Here is a 23,250-nt window from a genome sequence, read left to right as displayed (position 1 = left end):
CCGGCGGATCAACTGTCGATCGACATCAACCAAAGCCCGACGATCAGCAAAGCGCTTGCGGCACCGAACATGAATGTGATCATCCGGATCTTCATGCCGCCCACAGGTTCGGACGAGTGCGAATCCAGCCGCTCGTAGACGCGACAGGCGGTTCTCTGGGCCGCATAGAAAATCACTATGCCGATAAGAATGAATAATGTGGCGATCATCCGGGGAAGCCACCATGGGTCGAGAGTTCCGAATAACGCGTTGAACCCCAGACCGATACCAACCGCAGCCAACCCTGTCCGGATCCAGCCGGCGAAGGTGCGCTCGTTGGCCATCAGCGTTCTGTCCTCGGCCAGTTCCGTGCGATCTTCCGCACGCTCTGTCCTGTCCTCCGCCAGATCGGTCCGATCTGCGGCGGGAGCTTCGTCATTCTGGTTCGCGGTATCGCTCTGTGACATGGCTATTCAACGGCCAATCGAACCGATGGTTCCCAAAGGCCGGAAATGTCGTGGTCCGATCGACCGCCCGTCCTAGCCGATTGCGTGACAGCCGAAACAAAAAATAACGCGACGGAGAGGATCAGGGAACCATATGCGCCCCCGGTGCGTTGGGCATTTGAGCGATACCACAAGTGTCAGGAGACGATGATGAACATCTACGAAAGAATTGTGCAGGACCATGACAAGCACCGCGAACTGGCCGCGCAGATCATGAAGACCGAAGGAAACAGCGAAGAGCGGAACGAGCTTTGGCAGCAATTCAAGCCGGAAGCGGTCGCACATGCCAATGCCGAAGAGCAGACATTCTATGCCGAACTTATCGAGGCAAGGAAGAGTCAGGAGCAGGCCAGACACAGCGTTCATGAGCATAAAGAAGCCGACGACCTGATCCAGGAGTTGGACGAGATGGACATGTCATCGAGCGGCTGGATTCAGAAATTCGAAAAGCTGAAGGACGAGCTCGAGCATCATATGGATGAAGAGGAGAATGACGTTTTCGAAATCGCGAGAAAGGTCATCAGCAATGATTTGGCCAATGATCTTGTCGACAAGTTCGAAAAACGCAAACGCTCGGAAATCGGCGAAAACGCTTAAAGATTGACCTTTGCGCCAGATCGGCTGCAAAAGAGCATCCATGATGCGACAGAAGGCGAAAGGCCTTGTTTCTGGATGGCGATTTTATGAAGAACATTTTCGACGAATCCCGAAATTGCTGGAAAGTCGATAAGGCGGAGAAAGCTTCGGTCATCATCGATGCCGAAAATTATTTCCGCTATTTGCGGCGGGCAATGGCCAAGGCCAAACATCGCGTAATCCTGGTGGGCTGGGATTTTGATGCCCGGGTCGAGATGCATGATACCGAACAGCAAATTGTCGGTCCACTGGAAATCGGAAAATATGTCAATTGGCTGGTTGCAAGAAACCCGGACCTGCAAATCTATATTCTGCGCTGGGATACGGGTGCAATCAAAACACTGTTTCGCGGCAGAACTTTGCTGACCCTGATCCGCTGGCGCCTGCACCCGCGCATCCATCTCAAGCTCGACAGCACGCATCCGGTTGGCGCGGCGCAGCACCAGAAAGTTGTGGTCGTTGACGAAGACACGGCCTTTTGTGGCGGTATTGATATTACCGACGACCGGTGGGACACGCGTTCACACGATGAAGACCAGCCCCATCGCTCGCCCCCCAATGGCAAGGATGGCGGCCCTTGGCATGATGCTGCGATGGCGGTGCAGGGGCCGATAGCCAAGCATCTCTCCGAATTCGCGGTTTCCCGCTGGAAGGTTGCCGGCGGTACCCAAATGGTCGATGCGGAAGCAAATAGTTGCTGGCCGGACAAGCTGAAAGCCGATTTCGAAAATGTCGACATCGCGATTGCGCGGACCCAGCCGGAATGCGACAACAGGCCGTCCATTACCGAAATCGAAAATCTTTATCTCGACCTGATCGCAAGCGCGAAACGCTATATTTACGCTGAGAGCCAGTATTTTGCATCCCGCAAGATCGCCGTCGCTATTGCAAAACGCCTCAAGGAAAAAGACGGTCCCGAGATCGTCATCGTCAATCCCGTCACTGCCGAGGGCTGGCTGGAACCGGCGGTTATGGATAGCAAGCGGGCACGTCTGATCAAGGCGCTGATCGAAGTCGATCATGAGAAAAGATTCCGTGTCTACCATGCGCTGAACGAAGCCGGCAGCCCGATCTATATCCACGCGAAACTGATGATCATAGACGACCGGATCATCCGCGTTGGATCTTCTAACATGAACAACCGGTCGCTCGGCTTCGACACCGAATGTGACCTGGCGCTCGACGCGGGGGATAGCGGCAACAGTCGGGTGCGGGAGCAGATCGCAAATCTGCGCAACGACCTGCTCGCCGAGCATCTGGGCACGACGGTGGACCGGTTAGCGAAAATGTTCGAGGACACCGGGTCCTTGATAGAAACCATCCAGCTGTGCCGTTCGACGGGAACGACCCTGCGCGATTACCAGCTTCCCGATTTGAATGACGTGGAAAAAATGCTCGCCGAGAATGATATTCTGGATCCGCAAAGTGCCGACGACAATTTCGCAGCCCTGAATAGAAAAAGCGGCCGTATTTCGCAGATGATCAGGCGGGTCAGATCAAGGCGTTCCTGACGGACGGCAGACAGATCCAGACAATTTCAGGGACTCACCATCAGATCGCAAGGGACAGCCTCGCTATTTTTCGGCTCTTCTCATCGACGAACCGAACAGCGGCTCGCCGAGAAGATATCCGATTATATTGGGCGTCCCGGTATGATTGAGCAAGATCCGGAATATCACTACCAGCGGCACCGATAGCAATGCTCCAACCAGCCCCCAAATCCAGGAGAAAAAGCTGACGGCTATTATGATGATTACCGGATTGATCGACAGCCGCTCGCCCAGCACAGCGGGAGTTATGAGATTGGCCTCAATGGTCTGAAGCCCCAGATAGGCTGCAGCCGGCAGGAGCCCTGCAATCAGAGCGCCCTCATCCAGAACTCCGGTAATTCCCAACAGCACCGCCAGTACCAGCGGACCGACATAAGGTATGAAGTTCAATATTGCGGCCAGCCCGCCCCACATAAGCGGCGATTCCAGACCAAATAACCAGGCGCCGAGGGTCACCACCAGTCCGACGCAGAAATTGATGACGATGACCGTCCCGAGATAATGGGAAACACTTCTGGAAATCTCGCGAACGGCAAGACCAGCCTTGCGTGTTGCACTTATCGTTACGCGGTCGCGGATCAAGGATTCGTGAAATTTGACCCTCGACACCAGCATAAGATAGCTGATCAGAAGCGCGAGCAGTATCTGGCCGATTACAAATGGTGTGGCGAAGGCTACCGCCTGAAACATTGATGATGTCTGGTCCATGACCTCTTTTTCGGCAGAGCTTCGCAAAGCGTCGGAAAGCCCAGCACTGATCGTCGACAGCGGTAGCGCGAGAGAACCCGGCTCGGCCAGTTTCCCGGTCACGAAATTGGTGATGATCGGTAGTTTCTCAAACAGATCCAGTGCCGGCTGGAAGATCATGAAAATGGCCAGGGTCAAAAGCCCGGCAAAAAGCAATATCGCAATGAATGATGCGATGATATTGGGTAGTCTCAGTTTCTGCAGAGCGTTGGCTACAGGCGCAAGAATGATTGTGATGACCACAGCGGCTGCCACCGGCAGGAAAAAATCCTGACCCGCCGACAGCACGAAGGGAAGCGCCAGCAATAGCCCGCATGATAGCAGCAATATGATCGCCGAACTTCTCCGCTGGCTTAGGACCATTGGCTGACCCTCGTTATTGGTAGCCTTGTCAGTCAGGACGTCTCTCCCATTCCCTCGTCATTGCAGCTCTGGATCCGGATATGAAAACCCCCGATAGCCATGAATATGGTTATCGGGGGCAACCGCTTTCGCACGTTTAGCTGGTCAGACCGCCTTCACGGAGCCTTTGGGTCCTGCAAAATACCAGATGATCAGTCCGATGACCGGCAGAATTACGATAAGCGCGGTCCACAGCAGTTTTGAACCCACCGATGCGCCGCTTCCCCAGACCCCGAGCAATGCCCAGATATCCAGAGCCAGAATGACAAGTCCTAAAATTCCATATTCCATGATTTATTCCCTTCTTCTTGATTGTCGTTTGAACGCTAAAAACTAGACCGAAGCTTCGAGATGATCGATCAGCCGGCCGTCGGCGCGCAATTCGCCATTGAAACCGCTCAACAGCGTTTTCGCCGTTGCTGCGAGTTCGTCATTTGCAAGAGCGTCTTTCATCTTGTTGCGCAGATATTCCTCGCCGTCCTCGACTGCTTCGACTGCGGCTTCATCATTGCCCTCCAGGGCAGAGCTGATCGATAGGAACATGCGATGGGCCTTGGCCAGAATTGTCCCCTCTTCTGCAGGCTCGCCTCCAAGGTGCCGGATTTCGGCCTGGGTCTTGGTGACCATCGAATTTCGTGCCGCGGCGCGGCGCGTGAAAAACTGTTTGAATACGTCGCGATCGGCCACTTCAGCGGCCTTCTGATATCCATCTCTGGAATCAAGCAATGTCTCCAGAACGTCATTCAGAATGCTGATAGATTTATCGTTTGTCATATGGTCCTCGTTCGTTTGAATTTATAGTCAACCAACTGGCTCGATGAGCAACAGTTCCAAAAAAATCTGGACAGAACATATCGAACAGGTCCCAACAGGACAGAATTCCGGACTTCCTGCCGAAAAATATTTGACTGTTTTTGATGGGGAGCTACTGGCAGGGCTGATCAAAACGGCGCTTTCCTTGGCTAGAGTTTGTGAATATGGCCGCCAATCAGCTTGCCTTCTTGCGGCTGGTCAATTCTACCAAAAGCGGATAGGCTCGAAATTACATCTAGATAGCCAGAAGAACTTGGGGGGCTTGCTGCATCATGCCAGATGGGTTGATTACATCGATTAGCTATATCAGCACCGCGCGATCCGATCTTGCCCATTCGGATTTCCATAATATCCTCGAGAGCGCCAACGTTCGAAACGAGGAGCTCGACCTGACTGGATTACTGGCGTTCAACGGGCTGAATTTCATGCAAACGCTGGAGGGGAGCCGTGACAATTTGAACAGCTGCATGCGTCTGATCGAAAGCGACAAGCGCCACGACGGTATGGTCATATTCAGTCGGCGAGAGACTTCGCAGCGCGAATTTCCGCATTGGAGAATGGCTGGCGTCTTGCTTGTTTCGGACTCCAGAGAACAAGAAACAACCATAGAACAACTGTTGTCATCCAAATGGGTTACACCCGAGACAAAACAGCATTTTGAAAGCTTTAAGTCCTTCGGCTCTCAAGCCCAATAGCGGCAGAACCTCTCGCCTCCCTTGAATCAGCCTTTGACTGCCCTGCCTTGCGCAGCCGCCTGCCTCGCTTGCTCCAACTCGTCAGCTTCGTCGCCGTCCAGTGCGTCCGCGGCTTCTTCCGCTTTCGTCTCGACATCGGCATTTTCCGCGAATTCATGCTGAGCTTCCTGATAGCGCCGCGATCCCTCACGGCTGCCTTCGCCTTCCATTTTCAGGCCTGACTCTTTCTTGTCCTGTTCAACCGCCATCAATCGATCCTTCCGTTACTGTTTCGATATCCGGTCAACGATGCCAGCCTATATTTGTTCCCCGTTAATTGGACATTTGCGACAGAAAATATTATGGAACTTATCCGCCCCTGCCGGGTTATGTCATCATGAAATTAGAGAATATGAGGCCCTCCTTTGCCAAACCAGGAAGAAAACAAAGATGACGATCAGGAGCAAAAAACTGAGTCGCCAAGCCAGAATGCTGCAGAATCGGGCACAGGTGAAAACGGCATGACATATGAGACACAGCAAGCTCAGGACCGGCTAGGCCTCGGCCTCAAGAACATGTATCAAAACGTGCTCGACGAACCTTTGCCAGACACCATGATGGCATTGCTTGATCAGCTCGGCGATTTTGATGATGAGTCCGGATCGGATTCCAGCTCTGATGAGTGAGGGAGCGCCGCTTTCGGATCCGGATTTCAAAAAAGAACTGGCAGAGACCCTGCCCCATCTGCGTGCATTCGGACGGAGTCTTTCGGGAAGCCCCGACGCCGCCGATGACCTGGTACAGGACACTTTGCTCAAGGCGTGGGCAGCACGCGAGCGTTTCGTGGCCGGCAGCTCGATGCGAGCGTGGACCTTCGTCATTCTGCGCAACACATATTTCTCGCAAATGCGCCAGAATAAATTCAAGGGCAATTATGACGAGCTGGTGGCGGAACGGATATTGTCAACGCCTGCGCCGCAACAGGACCCCTTGCATCTTGCTGATTTGCAGCGCGCCCTGATGGAATTGTCGGATGACCAGCGCGAAGCGATAATATTGGTTGGCGCCGGCGGACATTCCTATCAGGATGCGGCCGATATTGCGGGGACCACGCTCGGGACGATGAAAAGCCGGGTTTCGCGAGCCCGTGCAACTCTGCACGGCATCCTCGATGACGGCAGGTTTACCGACGCCTCGGCAGGCTCGAACCAGTCAACCGACACGGCGCTGGAAAAAATATTGGAAGCTGTCGACGCTGCAACAGCCTGACAATGAAATAAATGCTATAAACGGCGCGCAGGCCATGTCTGTGCGCCGTTTTCATATCGAGAGCATATCAGCGCCACCACCCGCCAAAACGATCTGCAGACAAACCTCGACAAACCAAAGGCCGCGCCACTGTTGCGGCGCAGCCCTTGGAGTTTCATCGCTTGTCTATTCTGTCGTCAATATATTCTAGGCATCCTGCCTTGCAGGGGTAAAGAATAGCGCCTGGCTGATCGCGGCGCGGATCGCGTTGGGCTGGAACGGCTTGGTAATCAAAAATGTCGGTTCGGGACGCTCGCCGGTCAGCAGCCTTTCTGGAAACGCGGTGATAAAAATGACCGGGACCGTAAACTGCGACAGAATGTCTTTTACAGCATCAATACCGGAACTTCCGTCTGCCAGCTGAATGTCCGCCAGCACCAGGTTCGGCTTTGATTTTGCTACCGCTGCCAGGGCGCCCTTGTGGGTCGTTGCAGTACCACAGACCTTGTGACCCAAGCCGGTAACAATCTGCTCGAGCTCCATCGAGATGAGAGCCTCGTCCTCGATTATCAGGACATCCGACCGAAGCTCGTTGTCGATTTCCAGAATCGCGTCTTCCAGCAAACCGTTGATCGAGTTTGCGCCCACATCCAGAATCTCCGCTACCTCTTCGGTCGAAAATCCTTCGAGCGAGGTCAGCAGCAATATCTGCCGGCTGATAGGCGGAATTCTCCTGAGATGGTGCTGGACCGTGTCACCCTCGTCCCGCTCTACTTCCAGATTGGCACTTTCCCAGATCTTGCAGAACGCTCTGTATAACTGAACCCTCAAATTTTCGCCGCCTGCAATCGTTCCGGGATCGGCGATAATCGCTTCCAGAGTGGCGTTCACAAATGAATCGCCGCTGTTCTGGCTGCCGCTCACAGCCCGTGCATATCGACGAAGACTTGGCAGATGTGGTCGAAGTTTATCCGCTAATGACATATAAAACCCTCCAATTTTGCCCAATATACGCAATTGAATCCGATTAGTTCCAACAAAATCGAAAATTCTTGGGCAAATATTCTTAGCATCACGAGAGGCTGGAACCGATATATGGTTAGATGGTAGGGTGTTTGTAATTTCTAAGAATCAGGAACCGAAATGGCACTGACCACCGCTGACGATTTCCCATCGGATATGAATGATCCGCTCGAACCTGAACGCCTGACTACTCTCAACAGCTACGATATCATGGACAGCGAGCCGGAAATTGTTTTTGATCGGTTAACCAGACTGGCAGCGAATATTTTCAAGGCTCCCATCGCTTCGATTTCGTTGATTGATGACAAGCGCCAATGGTTCAAATCGATGGTCGGGCTGGATCGGAGGCAGACGGCGCGCAACATATCATTCTGTCGCCATATCGTGCAGAGCCGGGAAGCGCTGATCGTCAGGGACGCAGCAGAGGATGAACGTTTTCGCGCAAACCCCTTTGTACTCGAAGCGCCCTATCTCCGCTTTTACGCAGGCGCACCTCTGGTCGCCGAGAATGGCCTCGTAATAGGAACATTGTGGATCGGCGACACGAAAGCGCGAACCGATTTCAGCCCGCCCGAGGTCGAGCAGTTGCAGACAATGGCCGATATCGTGATGAGCGAGCTGGAGTTGCGTCGCGAGATCAGCGCGCGGAGACAGGCACAAAAACAGGCGGCAGAAGACCGCGCCAATCTAGAACTGACCCTCGCACTGAGCAACACTGCCAGCTTTGTGCTGGATCTGGTGGAAGGCAAGCTTGCCTGGGGTGGCGCCTATTCGGAGGTCTGGGGCGAAGATACTGCAGACAATCTTGTCACCGAGAAGGCTGCGTTCGAACGTATTCACCCGGACGACAGAGCAGCTGTAAGGGAAGCCATGGCAGCCGCCGGACTGCCAGGCCAGAGCTATGACGCCAAGTTCCGGATCGTGCTCCCTTCGGGACAGACAAAATGGATTCACGGATATGGCGATTATGTCGAGCGGAACGGCGCTCCGTTCCTGACCGGGCTCAACGTGGACATTACCAAATCAATCGCACAACAGGAACAGTTAAAGCTTCATACCCGGGAGTTGCACCACCGGATGCGCAACCTCTTCGCAACTTTGCAGTCGATCATGTCCCTGACCAAGAAATCGGCGACCTCGATCGACGACTATATCGAAAGGATTCAGGGCCGGCTGAGAGCCTTGAACCGCGCGCAGCAGATATTGCTCGACACCAATTTTGTCACCGGGTCATTGACCGCACTCGTTCAGGATCTGACTCAATCCTATCCCCGGATATTCTTTGAAGGCCCCGAGATCACCATCCCGGAAAATGCCATGGTATCGCTATCCCTTGTGTTGAATGAATTGGCGACCAATGCTTCGAAATATGGCGCCTTGTCCTCGAACAAGGGCAGAATCCGTATTCAATGGACCATAGAAGCTGGCGACGAAGCTGAGCAGATCATCCTGATCTGGTCTGAAAAGGGCACATCCGAGCCACTCGACACCCCCCCAAGCTCCGGCTTCGGCTCATCGCTTATCGACCATAGCGTCAAGGGAAATCTGCAAGGCGAGATCGTGCGCGACTGGCGCCCTGAGGGGCTGGAGTGCAAAATCCGTTTTCCGGTACCGGAACTGGCCGACTAGAAAAACACTCTGCGCAAAAAATTTTCGACAAAAGATGGAACCATATTTGCAACGGATCGTAAATGGTTCGAACCAAATGGAGGACATCTAACATGAACAAGATTTCAATCGCAGCCGTGGCAGCAGCCGCTCTGGCACTCACCGCATGTGAAGCCAATGTCACCGATGAAGGCGAAATGCCTTCGGTTGACGTCGATGTAGCCGGCGATGCTGGCGAGCTGCCTGAAGTCGACATTGAAACCGCTGACGTGGAAGTGGGCACGGAAGAAGTGACCGTCGACGTTCCAGAGGTTGACGTAAAAATGCCTTCGGAAAAATAACCTCAAAAAACCCGAAGAACTGGGGCCGGGTCATAGCGACCTGGCCCTTTTTTTATGCGTGAAACGCAAAGATGCACGGGACTGGGCAAGAGTGCCGGGAAACCCGACAGCGCATATTGGGAGGGTAATGGGCGCAGGTCAGGCTTCCCGACGAAATGCAGTCAAGAACGGGGATACGTTGTTCAGCTGCATTCGCATCTGTAACGTTTCAATACGACGTTGGTTCCGAACATATGTCGGGCTAATTACGGAACATGCAAAAATATGGCGCCCCGGCCTTGCCCGGCGCGGAAAGAAGCTGGTCGCGACGGGGAGTTGGCGTTCGAACGGCTGTTCTCAATCGCACTTAAAGTCACGCAGGAACGGATCGAAGTATCAAGCTCGAATCTGTTGGCAAACGCGGGGAGCGTGGCAATTTTAATGATGAATATATGTCCAGACCAGATTATTTTCTAGCTGCCAAAAACTATCCCATGAAAATGGGCGGCACACTGTCACCAACAAAGATTGACGCATGCATGCGAGATAATCGCGTCAACCAAAGTGGTAGTATCTTGGTTAATGTACTTTTAACTTAAGTTAAAATTAGCTAGGGTTCTCAACAAGGTCGCAAACCGAGTCGCTTGCCGAGTTTCGAATTATAAATTTTTTGGAACATGGCAACTGGCAACTTGATTGAGGTTAATTGGGTTTTGTTTGTAGGGATTCCTGTTTTTTTTGGACAACCTGACTTATAAAGATTGTGAGTGACATCTTGGTGCACTTACTGAGCTGCATTGTTCAGCCCCATTCAAACTCAATCAAATGCCAGAGACAAATTTTATCTGCGTCGAGTTGGCGCGATATTTGATATTCTGATCTTCCAGGCGGAAGATTTGGATAGTTCGAGATTACCAGAATCTTGAACGAAACCGGCGCTTAGCTGCGCCATAACCTTTGGATAGGCAATTCCGCCAATCCAAATAGGGGGATTTGAAATGAAAAAACTACTCATGGTAGCAGTCGCTACCGCTTCAATTGCCGCGACTCCAGCAATGGCTGCGGACAGCGATTCGAAAAACTTTCGTATTCGCGCAAATGTACAACCAGAATGCAGCGTTGCAGATCCGCAGAATGTCAACTTTGGCAATCTTGCTATCGAGCGTGCGCCTGGTTCCGGAGCCTTGCTTCTAACAACTGCGTTTGACAATGATTTCCAGAACATCTGGACGAGCTGCAACTATGCTGCAAAAATCACGCTAACTTCAACAAACGGCGGCATGACCACGACAGAAGTCAACGACGGTCCGGATGCAGCGGATTTCACTGATACCATTCACTACAACCTGTCCCTGCGTCCATCCGATGGCACCGCATTTTCGCCAGTATTCTTGACTACGGGCCAAGGTGTATTTACGCGTTTCAGAGATCAAACCGATGCGTTCCATGATGACGCGGTACTTCGGACCACGATCACTCAGGCTTTCAATCCGCTCCGTCCACTTGCTGGTCGTTACACGGATACGGCTGTTGTTTCGGTAGGCCCGATCTAGGTCTATTATCATCTATAAAGCAACAAGGGGGAGAGGTGTGCAGCCTCTCCCTTTTTGATTAGCGTTGCGGCGCTAACAACTGGTTAATGCGGTTGCATGACGGCGACAACGCGGCGCGACAACAATATACTGACAGTATAGGATTAGTAGATGGCTCGCATATTATTTCAAATAGCGTTGGCTCTAGCGATGGTATTCGGCCCCGCTACTGCGGAAGCAGCTCGAGTATCTCCAATGATTGTGGAGCTGGAACCAACCGGCCGCGCCTCGGTCGCTCGCGTCGAGTTGACCAACGACAGCGAACGCAACATACCGTTCGAAGTCAGAATGATGCTGGGGGAAATTAGTGAAGAGGGGGAACTGACACTATCTCCTGCTGAAGAAAATTTTCTGGTTTTCCCTGCGCAGGCTATCGTTGAATCAAAATCGCAGCAAGTTTTCAGGATTCAGTATGTCGGCGAGCCAGAGTTGGCCAAGTCTGAAATCTACTATATGTCGATTCAACAAATACCTGTCGAAATCGAAGCGGAAGCTTCACAGGTTCAGGTCGTTATCAATTATAACGTATTGGTCAATGTCGTACCGGATGGTGTCTCTCCGGTGGCGACCATTCGGTCGATTGAAGCCAGGGTGGAAGAAGAGAAATCAGGGATCCAAGTTCGTTTAGCGAACGATGGAACCGGATATTTCATGGCAGGCCTTTCCGATTGGTCGATTACTGGAACGACTCAAAACGGGGAAACCTACAGCGAAAATTACAAGGGCGACGAAATGACCCGCAAGATTGGCGTAGGGGTTATCGGGCCTGGACGAGTAAGAAGTTTCTTCATTCCTTTGGACGAGGAACTTGCGCCTGATTCCATAAAAATAAAAGTAGAACCATAAATGACTCGGGGGGGCAAGTTATCATTGGTGGGGCGTTGCAGTAAACTCACACTGGCGAGTGCAATCTGTGTGCCTTTTGGGCAGCCAGCGATGGCTTGGCAGTTATCACCGGTCCAGATCGCGCAAGTCGATCCTATCCCACAACCACGCCGGATATCGTTTTCCGTCCCGTTGATTTATGATCGCCGTGTTTTGGGCGACGTGATGCTGGAACTGAAGCCCGACGGGGAGCCGCTGTTTGAAACGGCGTCGCTGCAGCAGCAAATTGCCCCTTTATTGAACGAGGACGGGAAGCAACGTTTGGCTGAAGCGCTGGACGGTCGAACATTTGTGACATCAAATGACCTTTCAGCAACCCAGATTGAAATCCGGTTCGATCAGACTCGCCTCGAAATCGTGGTTGATCGCATCAAGGGGGAATATCGTCCCACAGGGACATTGGGTCAGGCTCTCCCCAACCGTTCTCAGCTAACATTGCCCACATCTGAGCCGGCCAATTTCAGCGCCTATATGAACTTCAACACAAACCTTGAATATAGCGAACGCGACGGTGCCCAAAAACCTGAGGTTTTCATTTTCGGCGCAGCTCGTTTCCAGAATGTCGTTCTGGAAGTCGATGGGGCACTGAGCGATCAGTTCGAAGGCCAATATAAATTCTACCGCCGAAGTGTGAGGGCGGTCTATGATCAACCAGAACAATATCGACGGTTCAGTGCCGGTGATTTGCGCCTGTCAAGCATTCCATTGCTAAGAACACCCTTTATCGGCGGTGTTGCGGTTGAAAAAAGCCGGCAGATTTTTAACCCGTTCCAGCCGATTACGCGACTGGGTGGGCGTGAAGTTTTTCTCGATAGCCGCTCTACCGTGGACGTGTTGATCAACGGCGGCCAATATCAAACTTTCGAGTTGGACGCAGGGCGTTATGATCTTGCCAATTTACCACTGCAAGTCGGATCCAACGATGTTCAGTTGCGCATTCGGGATTCTGCAGGACGCGAACAGACCATTGATCTCGATTATTTCTTCGAGCCGCTTGATCTTGAGGTTGGAGAAGAAGAATATACGGCAGGCATAGGCGTCATAGCGCGAAACTTGAGTTTCGAGCCATCATATAGCGATGATCCGGTTTTCACGGGTTCTTATCGTCGCGGAATATCGGAAAATCTCGTTCTCGGCGGGGCCACCCAGATTTCTGAAGCTCTTCAGCTTATCGCAGGAGAAATGACAATTGTCCCTCAGATCGTTCCTGGCGTATTTGATGTTCAGGCAGCGGTTAGCAGGGGTGGCGGTACCGGGTTTGCTGCACGCGCAGGCTATCGAATTCGAACCGGAAACAGCTTTTCCAATCGCAAGCAATTCAGCCTGACAGTTGATTATGAGTCTGCCAACTATCAAACAGTTGGAGACATAATACCTAGCAGCTTCAACCTATTGACCCTGAGCGCAAGCTACACACAAAGTTTCACTGAACGAACATATGCAAGCACCGGGCTTAACCATTCCAGGCGCGGCGGGGGGCTCGCCGATCGTACGTCTGCATATTTGGATATTATTCACCGCCTGAATGATCGCCTCCGGCTGACTGCGGGTATTGAATATGGCGACGATGATTTTTCCAACGATAATTTCGGTGTGCGTATAGGGATTTCCTATGTGTTCGGAGGTGATCACCGTGTAAATGCCGACTATCGCAGCCGAACTGCGACTACACGCGCCACTGTTTCGCGCGGATCGGATAATGGCGTGGGATCGATTGGCTATGACTTGAGCTTTAGCGACTCACAGGGTCAAACAAGTGCCGATGCGAGTCTTGATTACGTTGGCAATCGCTTTCAGGCGCGGGCCTCCGTGTTTACCGATGGAAACAACCTCGGCAATATCGCTGATGAACCACGCGCGCGATTGCAGTTCGGAACTTCGATCGCGTTTGCGGACGGTGCATTTGGCGTGGGGCGTCCGATTTCAGATTCATTTGCAATCGTGAAGCCACATCCGTCGTTAAAAGGACGTAATGTAATCTCAGGACGCAGTCTGAGCGACAATGAATATTCTGCGCGGAGTGGGGCTCTCGGAGCAGCGGTTCAGTCCGACCTCTCCTCTTATTCTGGGCAAAGTGTGCAATTTGACGTCGACAGCCTCGAACCTGGATATGATATCGGCGATGGAGTTGTCTACGTCGACCCGGCGTTTCACAGCGGATACAAGGTAATCGTGGGAAATGATCGCTATGTGAGCGCCTTGGGTACCCTGCTAGCCGATGGCCTTCCGGTGATGCTGGTTTCCGGGAAGATCACTTCCGAGGATGACGATGGTTTTGAGCCTATGCCCTTCTTCACCAATTCGATTGGACGTTTCGGGATTGTCGGTCTGGCACCGGGAAAATCCTATCAGGTTACAGTCGACAGCTTAGGTAGAATGTTTACAATCACTGTACCGGCAGAAAATGATGGTCTATTTCGCATTGGTGAACTAGATTTGAACGCTGAAAGCGAATAGGAGTTTAATGTGCGAATTCTCTCAATATTGACGATGAGTTTGACGCTGTTCGCGTTTCCTGCGCTAGCCGCAGAATGCGAGCCCGAGTTTGTCGACAAATCACAAACTATAGTCGTCTCAGGCATCAAAATAGGGCTTGGTGAAGTCTCTCGAGAGAATTTCTCAATCCGGGTTCGCAATGATGGTACGAGTCCCTGCTCCGCATCGGTGAGGTTCGCCAGGCTCAATGGATCCGCAGTTTCCGAAAATCTTGAATATATGTTGAGATCGGGATCGACCAGTCTGTCCATACTGCCGTCAGAAGGGGCTACCGGTACTTCGGCAAGCGATCTGTTCATCCCAAACCTGCCAAAATCGAATAGCGGTCGCAATGTTCCGTTCATTCTGACCGTTCCAAGCGAATGGGGAATAAAATCGGGGTTTCACAGCGAACAGATACAATTAAATCTGATTGATCCTTCAGGTGCTGTGAAGGACACGATGCTTTTGACTATAAATGTCAACATCCCGCCTGCTGTCAGCATCCGGGTCGTAGGAGCTACCGGATCTGGCGAGATTGCGCGCATCAATCTCGGAGATCTGAATTCTACGGAAATCAGCAGATCGGATCCGTTCGGGGTTAGAGTTTGGAGCACTTCGCCCTATCTGGTCACCTTCAGGTCCGAAAATGGCGGAGATTTGCTTCACGCAAACGGACGAGACAGAATTCCTTATCAATTGCGAATGGGCCAGCAACTCGTCAATTTGGGGGGCAGCAATCAGTTTACCTTTAGCGAGCATACGTCGTCGCTAGGGGAGATACATGCGATGCAGGCGCAGGCTGGCCCTGTGACCGGCGTGCGCGCCGGACACTATGATGACCGGGTTACTGTTACTGTCACTGCCGTCTGATATTTAGAGTGCTGTAACCGCAAAACTGAGGGCAATGGGGCCCTCAACATTATTTGCGTGAATGGTTATCGGCACATAACCGAAACGTGCGCCTGCCCGGAAAGCTACCGAGGAGAATCCGTTCGTTGCAAGCTGTGAAGCAACACCGCCATAGGTCAGATCAACCTGCTCTCCGCTGAGCAAAGGCCGGTGATTTGCCAGGACATGAAAACCGCGCGAGCTGTTACAGTATTCCTGCACTTGCCCCGTAATAATGTTGGTCGTTTGATCGATAATAAAATCTGTTGCTTCGAGGTCACAGATCACCGGTACGGTGACGGCCACGGAGAACCCTCCCGTATCGTTAGGCGCTGCGTGGGCGGGGAGCGCAAGAAACGAACCGCTTATCATTGCTACAGCGATGGCAATTGGCTTAATTAACGGCGATTTCAGCATCTAAATTCTCCTGATATCGCTGCCCTTAGCACCGCACGTTTCAACCGTTCCTTTGTGAATATGGTTAACGAGCCATTAGGGACTTGTGAACTCGAGGTAGGTCGGGGGCATCTGCTTGCTTGGGTCGACATTTAACATATCGCAGGCACCAACTAAGCACCCTTCATTTGTTCCGACCTCATTTGATATAATTGAGTTTGCACCATCACTCACCCGACGCAACCTGTTTACGGTAACATATGATCAACAATTTTTGATCGGAGTGCTGAAATTCAGCCAAATACTGGTTTTTTCGCCGCGTGCGACATTTTCCGGCCACAAACAATCCGGGATTGGCGTCGAGGGTTCAAACGAAGGCCTGTGGGAATTCACTAACGTCCAATCGATAACGACGAGGCCATTGATTGCGCCGCATTGAATTTTTATCGATCGTCATCGATAATTTTTCCGGATCATAGTGTCGGCCCTGTCTCCAGTTGAGCCGGTCTTATATCCGTCGCCATCCTATGTCATTTCGCGAACGTCTGCGTTCTTGCATGTTTTCCAGAAAAACACGCAGACCGCTAACGACCCAGTTTAAGCCAACGCAAGATGACATAAGTTGGGTGGAAGACTTCCATTTGGAAGGTCGTATTTGGACGACAGCTTGTGAGTCGAATGCGGCCGGATGGCACTTTTCGAGCCCGCACAAGGCGAACGAAATTGATTTAACTAGACCCGCCCCATTTGCCGATTAGCTGCCTGATGGTCTCCGCCTGTGTCATGATGTTGGTCACCAGTTCCTGGCAAATCGGGATATCGTGGATCAGGGCATGGCGTTCGACGACGGCAACGCGGGCGGCGAGAAAGGCACAAAGATATGCAACGACCTGAAAACGGACTGATCAGCCATGAGGGAGAGCGACAGTGGTTGCCGATGCGCCGCTGGCCAGCATATCAACCAAATGCCTTGGCCGCTTCGACCGTGTTCATGAAGTCGCGGAACAGTAGCCATTTTTCGTCCGCTACGGTGATGACATGGACAAAGTCGGACTCGATCTCCCTGCCGGTGGAGCGGGCTGTCAGACGCAAATGGCCGGTAACGACGACCTTGTCGCCTTCACAGATAAATTCCTCCGGATCGAACTGGTGGATGTCGACAGAAGACAGGACGGTTTCGAAAAAACCGCGGGCTTCCTCAAGTCCGTCATAATTGCCGGCATAGGGAATGACCTCCGGCCCGTAAAATTCGATCCGGACATCCGGGTGCAGCCATTTGACGATATTATCGACATCATGGGCGCCAAAAGCTTCGAAGACGTTTTTTGTAACATCAATCGGGGCGATCATAGATATTCTCCATTGAAAAGATGACGCCGGTCGCCTCAGAAATTGAACCGCAGATCGACGCCATAGGTGCGCGGCGCGCCGAGCGGCCCGACAAATTCGGCGCCGTAGACGGTGCCGGTGAGTATCTGGTTGGTGAAATAGGTCTCGCCGGTGAGATTGTCGCCGAACAGCCGCACGCTCCACCTGTCATCGGCGCTTGTGAAACCAAGACTGGCGCGCAGCAGGCCATAGCTTTCCTGCGATGCGGCATCGATGTTGAACACGGTGAAATAGATCTTGCTCTGCCAGTGATATTCGGTGCGGGCGGTGATTGTGCCGCTGTCGCCCAGCGGCTGCTCGACCTGACCGGCAATGCTGAACTTCCAGCGCGGCGCGCGTGGCAGGCGCAATCCGTCAAGGTCGCGGACAAATGTCCCTGGATCCTGCGTAAGCGGTGCCGGGCGCAGGACTTCGGTCAGCTGGCCGTCGGTAAATTGCGCATCGACATAGGTCAGCGCGCCCTCCAGCCGGAAAAAGTCGGTCGGGCGGGCCACGGTCTCGACTTCGAAGCCGCGCACCCGGGCCTTGCCGACATTGCGGATGATCGGCTGGTTGCCGACGCTGTCCTGCGCCTGCAGATTGGTATAGTCATACCAGAAGGCCGAGGCGTTGAGCAGCAGTGCCCGATCGAGCAATTCGGTGCGCGCGCCGATTTCATAGGACCAGATTTTTTCCGGCTCGAACGGGTCGAGCTGGCTGCTGCCGATATTATAGCCGCCGCTCTTGAAGCCGCGCTGCACGGATGCGTAGAGCATGACATCGTCGCTTGGTTTGAAGTCGATGCCCAGCTTGGGGGTGAAGGCGCTGAAGGTCGTCGGGCCGTTGACCGGAGCGATGACGAAACCGAACGGGTCGGGTTGCGCGGCATCGCGGTCTTCGGTGATCGCATTGGGAAAGAAGATCGTATTCGGCGCGATGCGGATATCGGGGAGCATTATAAGATCGAAATTCTGCCGCCCGTCACGACGTTCCTCGCTGTAGCGACCGCCGAGCCGGATGGTGATCTGGTCCGACACTTCCCACTGGGTATCAAGATAGGTGGCCCACGCCTTGGTTTCCTGTTCACCGCTCAAATGCAACTCGCAACACAGGTCACTGTCGGGAAAGACCACCGGGAAGGGCGGCAAGACGCCTGCTGCCTGCAGATCCATGAATCCCTGGATCAGGATCGGCTCCCAGAAATTGCCGAAAATATCATTGTCGATGATATTGCGTTCTTCGAAATAATAAGCGCCGGCGATCCATGAGAATGGTTTGTCGACAGGCGAACTGAGCTGCACTTCGCCGCTCCATTGCCAGTGATCCTCTTCGCGACCGACATAATTGACATAGGCGTCCGACAGGTCGAACTCGTTCTGGGAAATCGGATTGGTGTCGCGGTAGCTGCCGATCACCTTCAGATTATAATCGGCAATATCCCAGTCGAGCGTGGCGCCGAGGCCCCAATTCTCGACCTTGTTGAAATAGGGCACGTCGGCAAAAATGTCGCGGGAAGCGGCTGCGGAAACACGGCCGGAATTTTTCATCGCGAAATAGGGGACGGTTTGCGAACCTTCCCGCGTGCCGTACCAGCCGGGAATCTCGTCGGCATAGCCTGCGCTGGCATAATAATAGGCGTTGGCCTTGTCGTCCGCGCGATAATAATCGCCGTTGAGGATCAGGGTCGCGTCAGGCGAGAGATCGGCCTCGACCGTCAGCCGGATGGCATAATCCTCCTTGTCTTCCACGCGTTCCGTCGTGTCGTCGGGCCGGGTTACGGTTGCATAGCCGTCGCGGTCCTCCCATTGAAAGGCAAGGCGCGCACGGATCGCGTCGTTCAGTGGCCCGCTCAACGCGCCTGCGACACGAAAGCGGTCATAATTTCCGACCGTCAGTTGAAGATTGCCTTCCAAGATGTCGGTCGGCCGATTGGTGACGATATTCACCGCGCCGCCGGTGGCGTTGCGGCCATAAAGCGTGCCCTGCGGTCCGCGCAGCACTTCGATGCGCTCAATGTCAAAAAATTGCGGGCCGATCGCGGCTGGGCGGCTGATATAGACGCCATCAATATAGGTGGCGGTGGAACTGTCGGTGCCGGCGATGATCGTCGGCGTGCCAATGCCGCGGATGAAAATCGACGTATCGCCCTGATAGGTGGATATCTGGACGCCAGGCGCGATCGCACCTACCTGTTCGATCGAGGTGATCGACCGGTTGGCGAGCTCATCGCCGCCGAAGGCGGTTATCGCCATCGGCGAATCCTGGATCGATTCTTCGCGGCGATTGGCGGTGACGATGATGATATCGCTGTTGCTTTGCTGCACTTCGTCATTTGCACCCTGCTGGGCGTGTAGCGGCGCTGGCGCAGCCATGATGGCGAGCAGGCTAGTGGTTGCCAGCACCGCTTTCTTGGCGTTCCGAATGTTCATCTTTTCCTCCCTCGTTCGGTGACCGTGCTCACCGTTGCCTTTGAATATTGTCTGCCGTTAATCCCGGGCGCGAAAAATCACCGGATTGCTTTGCAGCCCGTGATTGAGCAGGCTGACATCCTGCCAGACTGGCTCACCGGCCCGCTCGATCTGCCGATACCGCTCCCGCAACATGCGGGCGGTGGACTCAGCTTCCAGCTGCGCCAGCGGCGCGCCGAGGCAGCGATGGATGCCGTAGCCGAAGCTCATGTGACGGCTGGCATTCTTGCGGTTCAGTCGAAACTCATAGGGATTCGGAAAAGCGTCCGGATCATAATTGGCCGCGCCGAAAAAGCAGGCGACCCAGTCGCCTCGTCTGATATCGGCCTTGCCGATTGTGATATCCCGCGTGGCCACCCGGAACAGGCGCTGTGGCGGGCCGTGAAAGCGCAGGACTTCCTTGTAGATGGCGTCAAACTGACCGGGATCGTCCGCGAATGTCCGCCATATATCGGGAAAATCCGCAAAAACAGTGATCAGATTGCCGAGATAGAATGATGTTGTCTCCGCGCCGGCCACTGTTACCGTCATGCAAAAACGGACGATTTCTTCAAACGAGAGCCGGTCCCCGTCCACCTCGGTGCGAATGAACGCATCAAGCAAAGGACCGGGAATTTCCTTGCCCTGTGCGATCCGGTCCATCTGCTCTTTGACGTGCGTGTCAAAGAAAGCCATCGCCTCTACATTATACGCCTGCCGTTCTTCCGGCCCGATGTCCGCCGACAGCATGAAAGCAGTGGCCCAGTTATTCACGTCCCGATCCATTTCTGCGGGCATGCCGAACAAATGGGCCATCACCCTGCTCGGTAGCATCGCACAATAGTCGGCCATCACGTCGACCGGCTGATCAGCAACGAAAAAATCATCCATGCAGGCCGCGACCAGCGCATCCACCTGGGGCGCAAACGATTTGATCGAGGAGGGCTGGAAAGCCTTGGCCGCAATCTTGCGGAGCCGGCTATGTTCGGGCCGGTCGTGATTGACCAGCATCAGCGATGGCGCCGACGATTCCTCCTGCAAACTGTCCCGCGACGAAAAACTCTCGTGATCCCATGCCACGGCCGCAACGTCTTCGAAGTTCAGCACGACCCATGACGGTTTCGGATCGTCTACACCCGGCATCGTGCCGGGCGGATAATCACGATATCCGAAGATCGGCGACTGGTCACGGAGCAGATCATAATAGGGATAGGGATTCCGGATAACTTCCGGACGGCTCAACTGGTCGACGTCAAACGCAGGCTGCATGAATCCTCAATCCTTGATTATATGTCTTTTCGACATTGTTTCTTTAGGACATAATATGCGCCTGGACATATTTCTGTCAACCAGCCTCATCCGGCGCGCAGGAAAATCCTCTCAAATTATTGAGTTAAAAGATATATTTTCAGGCTTCTACCCGTGCTCGCACGACAGAATGCAATCGATTTATTTCCCATCGGGCTCATATTCAGCAAAATTTGGCTGGGAAAAATGGACTTTCCCGTGATAATCGTCCATCGATCTATCGGCTTGATGACAGTGAATATCCAGCCTGGTCCAAATGAGGGAGTATCGTGTGAAACAGCAGTCCGATTTCGGTATAGATTATCCCATCAAAAGGGAGACTGCCCCGAAAAACTTCCTGAAACTATTTTACCCATTTCATTATTCGGTCGGCATGGCGGTGGAAAAACATTTGAGCGGGCCGGACCTGACCCGACACCAGACCGTGATCCTCTGGATCATTCATTCCAAGGGAGAAGGCGGACACACGATCCACCGCAAGACCATCGAGCGGCTGATCGGCGAATGGTATGAATTGGGCAGCCCAGCGATTTCCAAGGTCCTGCGCGCAATGGCGGACAAGAATCTCAATCTCATTTCCATCAAGGAAAGCAGGACGTCAGCGCGGGAGAAGGTCATTCGGCTGACCAAAAAAGGTCAGGCGACGGTGAATGATATGATGGAAAGGACCGAAGCGTTCATCAGGTTGATTGCCGACGAACTGACCGACGAAGAGATTTCCAAGGGAATGGAATTCATGAGCAGAGTGGGAGCGATCGTCGAGAGCGGGCTTGATCAGCAAAAATAGCGCCCGCGCAGCGCCGGGATTTGCTTTTGCGGGCATGCGGCGGGTGGATAATTACGCCGAGCCGGAAAAATGGTGCTGCTAGAGAGAATTGAACTCTCGACCTCGTCATTACCAAGGCAAGGGATGGATTTCCAAAAGGTCAGGATTATCGAGGCTGACAGTGTCGTATCGGCCGGTGTTTTGCCATTGACCCACGCGATACCCAAGCTGTGGCGAGTTCCGGATTTGGGTTTTTCCTATTGAAAGTCTCTTTGTCCAATAGAAAAGCAAATAGCGACCTGCGCTATACCTGCGATGGGATGAAACTGGCGATTGGATACCCTATTGGCTCGCTTCCCGAAAAGTGATCGATATCGAAAATCAGAATTTTCGCCATTTATGGCATGAGAGAAGAGAGAAACACTGAAGCAAATTATCGGGCTGCTATGAGAAGTCGAGGTTCGTATAACACAATGCGACAGCTTTTTGTGAGGACTACTGCCGAATTGCGTTGGGCTAGATTTTGCCCCATATAACGTTAACAAAACGGGGAAAATGTCAGTGCCTTTGAATAAATGGCTAATTTATTTTTGTTTGACCACGATGTTTGCACATGCGCCTGCTCGCGCAGATACGCCAATGACGTTTTACATGGAGACAAATCCTTCCACGCGAATAACTAACAAACTGATACGTGCGGGCATCGAAGACATCTATGCTTCGGGCGAGATCACACAAGGAACCACAGATCGATTTCTCGCTTTCGTAATAAATAACAGAGTCGAAAGTGCGAAAATCCATTTCAACTCACCTGGCGGATCACTGGCAGAAGGAATGAAACTAGGGCGAGCGATCAGAACGCTGCAGTTCTTTACGGCAATTGGCGTATACTCGCCAACATACGAACCTGATGTCGATCGGCAATCTACGTGCGCAAGCGCATGCGCTTACGCTTTCGCCGGAGGAACGAGCCGCTTCATAAACGATTACACCGGCAAGCTGGGGATCCATCAATTTTATACTACCGATGGCACAAGTGTATCGGGCGAGGCTGTGCAGCAAATCAGCGGGCTTGTCGTGGCCTATCTTGACGAAATGGGAGTTGATGCAAAAGCATTCACCGTTTCAACAATTGCAGACCGAAATGGTATGATATGGCTTACTCCTGACGATGCGCTCAATCTACGTTTTGCAAATAACGGAACTGAACCACCCATCGCAGAAATTAAATTGAGTGGTATGACGCCTTACCTCCGCGTGCAGCAGGACCATCATAATGTTACCATCCGAATACTTTTTGCATGTAAAAACCAAAGATTGCGGATGAATTTCGGTATCGTCACAAGCCCTGAATGGAGCGCGATGATTGCGGAAAACCAAAAGCGATCATATTTGGAAACGGACTATGTCGAGGCTTTAGTCATTCCTGGCGACACAGGCGCAGTTGCCACAAATAGTGTGGTTTGGCTTGAACGTCAGTTGACACCAAAAATTGTCCGTCGTCAGAACATTTGGCACAGATGGCTGCGTAAATTAGCGGAGCATCGGCCTCGTCTTATTGGTTGATATTAGGCGGCTAGCTTGCGGTGTTGCAAGCGCCGATGTTCAATGGTCTT

24 protein-coding genes are annotated in these 23,250 nt (G+C 52.8%); 14 read left to right on the top strand and 10 right to left on the bottom strand.

The genetic code is table 11. The features are described from left to right. Positions 1–8: 8 nt before the first annotated feature. Entirely contained in the window at positions 9–446 is a 438-nt protein-coding gene (locus tag HUO14_RS00120) for a YidH family protein (protein ID WP_176277882.1), read from the bottom strand. A gap of 189 nt (positions 447–635) precedes the next feature. Between HUO14_RS00120 and HUO14_RS00115 the strand changes: the two genes are divergently transcribed. After that, positions 636–1,082 (top strand): hemerythrin domain-containing protein, encoded by a 447-nt coding sequence (locus HUO14_RS00115; RefSeq protein ID WP_176277881.1) that lies wholly within the window; start codon positions 636–638, stop codon positions 1,080–1,082. An 86-nt stretch (positions 1,083–1,168) separates the two neighbouring features. After that, a complete protein-coding gene (locus HUO14_RS00110) occupies positions 1,169–2,632 on the top strand; it encodes a phospholipase D-like domain-containing protein (RefSeq protein WP_176277880.1) in 1,464 nt (487 codons plus the stop codon). A 63-nt stretch (positions 2,633–2,695) separates the two neighbouring features. Here the strand turns inward: HUO14_RS00110 and HUO14_RS00105 are convergent, their stop codons facing one another. The 3 genes from HUO14_RS00105 to HUO14_RS00095 all read right to left on the bottom strand — a co-directional run bounded on the left by HUO14_RS00105 (position 2,696) and on the right by HUO14_RS00095 (position 4,594). Further along, positions 2,696–3,781 (bottom strand): AI-2E family transporter, encoded by a 1,086-nt coding sequence (locus HUO14_RS00105; RefSeq protein WP_176277879.1) that lies wholly within the window; start codon positions 3,779–3,781, stop codon positions 2,696–2,698. A 144-nt stretch (positions 3,782–3,925) separates the two neighbouring features. Further along, entirely contained in the window at positions 3,926–4,111 is a 186-nt protein-coding gene (locus HUO14_RS00100) for a PLD nuclease N-terminal domain-containing protein (protein ID WP_176277878.1), read from the bottom strand. A 42-nt stretch (positions 4,112–4,153) separates the two neighbouring features. Continuing rightward, a complete protein-coding gene (locus HUO14_RS00095) occupies positions 4,154–4,594 on the bottom strand; it encodes a ferritin-like domain-containing protein (protein WP_176277877.1) in 441 nt (146 codons plus the stop codon). Positions 4,595–4,637: 43 nt separating this feature from the next. Here HUO14_RS00095 and HUO14_RS00090 point away from each other — a divergent pair, with 43 nt between their 5' ends. Next, positions 4,638–4,934 (top strand): hypothetical protein, encoded by a 297-nt coding sequence (locus tag HUO14_RS00090; protein ID WP_176277876.1) that lies wholly within the window; start codon positions 4,638–4,640, stop codon positions 4,932–4,934. Then, positions 4,906–5,328 (top strand): BLUF domain-containing protein, encoded by a 423-nt coding sequence (locus HUO14_RS00085; protein WP_176277875.1) that lies wholly within the window; start codon positions 4,906–4,908, stop codon positions 5,326–5,328. Before HUO14_RS00090 ends, HUO14_RS00085 begins: the two co-directional genes overlap by 29 nt. 26 nt (positions 5,329–5,354) lie before the next feature. On the opposite strand, the gene HUO14_RS00080 is transcribed toward HUO14_RS00085, so the two are convergent. Then, positions 5,355–5,576 (bottom strand): hypothetical protein, encoded by a 222-nt coding sequence (locus HUO14_RS00080; protein ID WP_176277874.1) that lies wholly within the window; start codon positions 5,574–5,576, stop codon positions 5,355–5,357. A gap of 156 nt (positions 5,577–5,732) precedes the next feature. Between HUO14_RS00080 and HUO14_RS00075 the strand changes: the two genes are divergently transcribed. Continuing rightward, positions 5,733–5,993 carry a NepR family anti-sigma factor gene (locus HUO14_RS00075; RefSeq protein ID WP_176277873.1) on the top strand — a complete coding sequence of 87 codons (261 nt, stop codon included), beginning with the start codon at positions 5,733–5,735 and terminating at the stop codon, positions 5,991–5,993. Beyond that, entirely contained in the window at positions 5,986–6,576 is a 591-nt protein-coding gene (locus tag HUO14_RS00070; RefSeq protein WP_246255094.1) for a sigma-70 family RNA polymerase sigma factor, read from the top strand. Before HUO14_RS00075 ends, HUO14_RS00070 begins: the two co-directional genes overlap by 8 nt. 186 nt (positions 6,577–6,762) lie before the next feature. On the opposite strand, the gene HUO14_RS00065 is transcribed toward HUO14_RS00070, so the two are convergent. Continuing rightward, positions 6,763–7,539 carry a response regulator gene (locus HUO14_RS00065; protein WP_176277872.1) on the bottom strand — a complete coding sequence of 259 codons (777 nt, stop codon included), beginning with the start codon at positions 7,537–7,539 and terminating at the stop codon, positions 6,763–6,765. Between the two features lie 159 nt (positions 7,540–7,698). Here HUO14_RS00065 and HUO14_RS00060 point away from each other — a divergent pair, with 159 nt between their 5' ends. The 6 genes from HUO14_RS00060 (at position 7,699) to HUO14_RS00035 (ending at position 15,331) form a co-directional block, all read left to right on the top strand. Then, positions 7,699–9,207 carry a sensor histidine kinase gene (locus HUO14_RS00060; protein ID WP_176277871.1) on the top strand — a complete coding sequence of 503 codons (1,509 nt, stop codon included), beginning with the start codon at positions 7,699–7,701 and terminating at the stop codon, positions 9,205–9,207. 92 nt (positions 9,208–9,299) lie between these two features. After that, positions 9,300–9,527, top strand: a complete 228-nt coding sequence (locus tag HUO14_RS00055; RefSeq protein WP_176277870.1) for a hypothetical protein — start codon at positions 9,300–9,302, stop codon at positions 9,525–9,527. Between the two features lie 977 nt (positions 9,528–10,504). Further along, on the top strand, positions 10,505–11,059 hold the full coding sequence (locus HUO14_RS00050) for a spore coat protein U domain-containing protein (RefSeq protein WP_176277869.1): 555 nt from the start codon (positions 10,505–10,507) through the stop codon (positions 11,057–11,059). Between the two features lie 150 nt (positions 11,060–11,209). After that, positions 11,210–11,944 (top strand): fimbrial biogenesis chaperone, encoded by a 735-nt coding sequence (locus HUO14_RS00045; protein ID WP_176277868.1) that lies wholly within the window; start codon positions 11,210–11,212, stop codon positions 11,942–11,944. A gap of 90 nt (positions 11,945–12,034) precedes the next feature. After that, positions 12,035–14,440, top strand: coding sequence for a fimbria/pilus outer membrane usher protein (locus tag HUO14_RS00040; protein ID WP_176277867.1), 2,406 nt, complete (start codon positions 12,035–12,037; stop codon positions 14,438–14,440). 9 nt (positions 14,441–14,449) lie between these two features. Continuing rightward, complete coding sequence (locus HUO14_RS00035) at positions 14,450–15,331, top strand: hypothetical protein (protein ID WP_176277866.1); 882 nt, start codon at positions 14,450–14,452, stop codon at positions 15,329–15,331. Between the two features lie 3 nt (positions 15,332–15,334). Here the strand turns inward: HUO14_RS00035 and HUO14_RS00030 are convergent, their stop codons facing one another. From HUO14_RS00030 to HUO14_RS00015, 4 genes are all read right to left on the bottom strand, one after another. Next, positions 15,335–15,766, bottom strand: a complete 432-nt coding sequence (locus tag HUO14_RS00030; RefSeq protein ID WP_176277865.1) for a hypothetical protein — start codon at positions 15,764–15,766, stop codon at positions 15,335–15,337. A gap of 936 nt (positions 15,767–16,702) precedes the next feature. Beyond that, a complete protein-coding gene (locus HUO14_RS00025) occupies positions 16,703–17,095 on the bottom strand; it encodes a nuclear transport factor 2 family protein (protein ID WP_176277864.1) in 393 nt (130 codons plus the stop codon). Positions 17,096–17,130: 35 nt separating this feature from the next. Then, entirely contained in the window at positions 17,131–19,542 is a 2,412-nt protein-coding gene (locus HUO14_RS00020; RefSeq protein ID WP_176277863.1) for a TonB-dependent receptor, read from the bottom strand. Between the two features lie 57 nt (positions 19,543–19,599). Next, positions 19,600–20,829 (bottom strand): cytochrome P450, encoded by a 1,230-nt coding sequence (locus HUO14_RS00015; RefSeq protein WP_176277862.1) that lies wholly within the window; start codon positions 20,827–20,829, stop codon positions 19,600–19,602. A gap of 310 nt (positions 20,830–21,139) precedes the next feature. On the opposite strand from HUO14_RS00015, the gene HUO14_RS00010 reads away from it, so the two are divergent. Continuing rightward, positions 21,140–21,655: a winged helix DNA-binding protein gene (locus tag HUO14_RS00010; RefSeq protein WP_176277861.1), complete on the top strand. Its 516-nt coding sequence runs from the start codon at positions 21,140–21,142 to the stop codon at positions 21,653–21,655. Positions 21,656–22,195: 540 nt separating this feature from the next. Further along, on the top strand, positions 22,196–23,200 hold the full coding sequence (locus HUO14_RS00005; protein WP_176277860.1) for a COG3904 family protein: 1,005 nt from the start codon (positions 22,196–22,198) through the stop codon (positions 23,198–23,200). Positions 23,201–23,250: the final 50 nt, after the last annotated feature.

Origin of the sequence: Parasphingorhabdus flavimaris (assembly GCF_013371215.1) — a bacterium.
Classification (GTDB): domain Bacteria; phylum Pseudomonadota; class Alphaproteobacteria; order Sphingomonadales; family Sphingomonadaceae; genus Parasphingorhabdus; species Parasphingorhabdus flavimaris.
The sequence above is the reverse complement of the archived record's forward strand: the minus strand, read 5'-3'. Positions and strand labels throughout refer to the sequence as shown.